The 3922-nt window shown below is 68.0% G+C and carries 3 protein-coding genes; all 3 read left to right on the top strand.

Annotation, left to right across the window (positions count from 1 at the left end; translation table 11 throughout):
- The 3 genes from ACOI1H_RS23975 to ACOI1H_RS23985 all read left to right on the top strand — a co-directional run bounded on the left by ACOI1H_RS23975 (window position 1) and on the right by ACOI1H_RS23985 (window position 3918).
- Window positions 1-483: a (2Fe-2S)-binding protein gene (locus ACOI1H_RS23975; RefSeq protein ID WP_422440710.1), complete on the top strand. Its 483-nt coding sequence runs from the start codon at window positions 1-3 to the stop codon at window positions 481-483.
- Window positions 484-627: 144 nt separating this feature from the next.
- On the top strand, window positions 628-2991 hold the full coding sequence (locus ACOI1H_RS23980) for a xanthine dehydrogenase family protein molybdopterin-binding subunit (protein ID WP_422440711.1): 2364 nt from the start codon (window positions 628-630) through the stop codon (window positions 2989-2991).
- Window positions 2992-3132: 141 nt separating this feature from the next.
- On the top strand, window positions 3133-3918 hold the full coding sequence (locus tag ACOI1H_RS23985) for an FAD binding domain-containing protein (RefSeq protein ID WP_422440713.1): 786 nt from the start codon (window positions 3133-3135) through the stop codon (window positions 3916-3918).
- Window positions 3919-3922: the final 4 nt, after the last annotated feature.

A 3922-nucleotide genomic window follows, 5' to 3' on the forward strand; every position in this document is an offset into this window, starting at 1 on the left:
ATGCAAGTGACGATGGTTGTGAATGGGCGTTCGGTATCTGGCGATATCGAGGGTCGGACGTTGCTGGTTGATTTTCTGCGGGTTGGTTTGCATCTGACGGGGACGCATGTGGGCTGTGACACGTCGCAGTGCGGGGCGTGCGCGGTGCATGTGGACGGGGCGTTGGTGAAGGCCTGCACGATGTTCGCGGCGGAGGCCGAGGGTGCCGATGTCGTGACGATCGAGGGGGTGGCGGCCCCGGACGGGACGATGAGTGTCGTGCAGCAGGCGTTTCAGGATCACCACGGGTTGCAGTGCGGGTTCTGCACGCCGGGGATGGTGATGGCGGCGACGAGCCTGCTGAAGGCGAATCCGAAGCCGAGCGAGCAGGAGATCCGGCATCATCTGGACGGCAACATCTGCCGCTGCACGGGCTACCACAACATCGTGAAGGCGATCATGGCGGCCTCGGGGCAGGAGATGCCGGCGCTGGCGGCAGAGTGAGTTCGGGGGGGTGGCACCGGGGCTCTGCCCGCCGCCGGCTGGTCCTCGGACCAGTGGCGGGCCAACCGGCGACCCCGGGATATTTTGACCAGAAGAAGCAGGAGGAGGGGCTTTGATGCCTGACCTGCGACAAGGGAGAGACAGATGCCCAAGGACAGCGGAATCGGCGCCAGCAGCAAGCGGCGCGAGGATGTGCGGTTTCTGACCGGAACCGGCAACTACACGGACGACATCAACGTCTACGGCCAGCTGCACGTGCATTTCCTGCGCGCGGACGTGGCGCATGCGGTGCTGAACGGCGTGGACACCACGGCGGCGGAGGGGATGCCGGGGGTGCAGCGCATCTTCACGGCGGCGGATTTTGCGGCGGTGGGCGGTCTGCCCTGCGGCTGGCTGATCACCGACCGGCACGGCCAACCGATGCAGGAGCCCAAGCATCCGGTGCTGGCGGACGGCAAGATCCGCCATGTGGGCGAGCCGATCGCGGCGGTGGTGGCGGACACGCTGGCGCAGGCGCGCGACGCGGCGGAGGCCATCGTGCTGGATTACGAGGCGCTGCCGGCGGTGATCGACATGAAGGACGCGGTCAAGGAGGGTGCACCGAAGGTGCATGAGGAGCTGACCTCGAACCTGTGCTACGACTGGGGCTTCGTGGAGGACAACAAGCAGGCCGTCGACGACGCGATCAAGGGGGCGGCGCATGTGACCGTGCTGGAGCTGGTGAACAACCGGCTGGTGGCCAACCCGATGGAGCCGCGGGTGGCGGTGGGCGAATACAACCGCGCCGACGACATGCACACGCTGCACACCACAAGCCAGAACCCGCATGTGATCCGGCTGCTGATGGGGGCCTTCGTGCTGGGCATCCCCGAACACAAGCTGCGGGTCGTGGCCCCCGACGTGGGCGGCGGGTTCGGCACCAAGATCTTCCATTACGCGGAGGAAGCCTTCTGCACCTTCGCGGCCAAGGCGCTGAACCGCGCGGTGAAGTGGACGAGCACGCGGTCCGAGGCCTTCATGTCGGACGCCCACGGGCGCGACCACGTGACGAAGATCGAGCTGGCGCTGGACGCGGAGCACAACTTCGTCGCGGTGCGCACCGAGACCTATGCCAACATGGGGGCATACCTGAGCACCTTCGCGTCCTGCACGCCGACCTGGCTGCACGGCACGCTGATGGCGGGCAACTACAAGACGCCGCATATCTACGTGAACGTGAAGGCGGTGTTCACCAACACGGTGCCCGTCGACGCCTACCGCGGGGCGGGCCGGCCCGAGGCCACGTTCCAGCTGGAGCGGGTGATCGACAAGGCGGCGCGCGAGCTGGGCGTCGATCCTGTGGCGCTGCGGCGGCAGAATTTCATCACCCAGTTCCCCTACGCGACGCCCGTGGCGGTGGAATACGACACCGGCGACTACCACGCCACGATGGACAAGCTGGAGGAGATCGCGGACTTCAAAGGCTTTGCGGCGCGCCGGGCCGAGAGCGAGGCGAAGGGCCGCCTGCGCGGCCTCGGCATCAACTGCTACATCGAGGCCTGCGGCATCGCGCCGTCGAACCTTGTGGGGCAGCTGGGCGCGCGGGCGGGTCTTTACGACGCGGCCACGGTGCGGGTGAATGCCACGGGCAGCATCTCTGTGATGGTCGGCGCGCACAGCCACGGGCAGGGACACGAGACGTCCTTCCCGCAGGTGATTTCCGAGATGATCGGCATCCCCGAGGACCAGATCGACATCGTGCACGGCGATACCTCCAAGATCCCCTTCGGGATGGGCACCTACGGGTCGCGCAGCCTGGCGGTCTGCGGATCGGCGATGGTGCGCGCGGCCGAGAAGGTGATCAACAAGGCCAAGAAGATCGCGGCGCATCTGATGGAGGCCAGCGAGGGCGACATCGAGCTGAAGGATGGACGGTTCAGCGTGGCGGGCACCGACAAGTCGGTGGCCTGGGGCGACGTGACGCTCGCGGCCTACGTGCCGCACAACTATCCGCTGACCGACATCGAGCCGGGGCTGGAGGAGACGGCCTTCTATGACCCGGCGAACTTCACCTACCCGTCGGGGGCCTATGCCTGCGAGGTCGAGCTGGACCCGGCGACGGGACATGTGAAGATCGAGCGGTTCTCGGCGGCGGACGACTTCGGCAACATCGTGAACCCGATGATCGTGTCGGGGCAGGTGCATGGCGGGATCGCGCAGGGCATCGGCCAGGCGATGCTGGAAGGCTGCGTCTACGACAGCGACGGGCAGCTGCTGTCTGCCTCCTACATGGACTACGCGATGCCGCGGGCGGGGGACGTGCCGTTCTACACGGTCGACCATTCGTGCCAGACGCCCTGCACCCACAACCCGCTGGGCGTGAAGGGCTGCGGCGAGGCGGGCGCGATCGGCTCTCCGCCATCGCTGGTGAACGCGGTGCTGGACGCGATCAACTCCGGCCCGGGGAAAAAGGTGGAGCACATCAACATGCCGCTGACGCCTGCCCGTGTCTGGGCCGCGATGCAATGATCTGAGAGGGGAGGACCGGGGGCCAGCCCCCGCCGCCGGCTGGTCCTTGGACCAGTGGCGGTCCAACCGGCGGCCCCCGGAGTTTATCTGGCCAGATGAAGGGGGACCCCCGCCTCTGGCCGCAGGGAAAGGACGAGACACATGTATGCATTCGAATTGGAGCGGCCCACCACGCTGGCCGAGGCGGTGGCGGCGATCAAGGACGGCGGGCAGCCGCTGTCGGGCGGGCAGACGCTGATCCCGACGCTGAAGGCGCGGCTGGCGGACCCGGGGCGGCTGGTCAGCCTGCATTCCGTGCCGGAGCTGAAGGGGGTCTGCACCGACGACGCCGGGCGGCTCTGCATCGGGGGGGCGACGACCCATGCGACGGTGGCGGCCGAGGCGGGGGCCTACCCGGCGCTGGCGTCCCTGGCGGCGCGGATCGGCGATCCGGCGGTGCGCAACCGCGGCACGATCGGCGGGTCACTGGCCAACAACGACCCGTCGGCCTGCTACCCGGCGGCGGCGCTGGCCTCTGGGGCGGTGATCGTGACCGACCGGCGTGAGATCGCGGCGGACGACTATTTCCAGGGCATGTTCGCCACGGCGCTGGACGAGGGCGAGATCATCACGCAAGTGAAGTTCCCGGTGCCGCAGGCGGCGGCCTACGAGAAGTTCATCCAGCCCGCGTCCCGCTTTCCGCTGGTCGCGGTCTTCGTGGCGCGCTTCGCCGACGGCGTGCGGGTGGCGATCACCGGCGCGTCCGAGGGCGGCGTGTTCCGCTGGACCGCCGCTGAAGAGGCGCTCTCCGCCACCTTCGACGCGAGCGCCCTCGACAGCCTGCGCATGGACCCCGACCACATGATCGCCGACCTGCACGGCGACAAACCCTACCGCGCACACCTCTGCGCCGTCATGACCAAACGCGCCGTCAAAAACGCGAAGTGACGGG

It is taken from the genome of Loktanella sp. DJP18 (assembly GCF_049310965.1).
In the GTDB taxonomy this organism is placed as follows: Bacteria; Pseudomonadota; Alphaproteobacteria; order Rhodobacterales; family Rhodobacteraceae; genus Loktanella.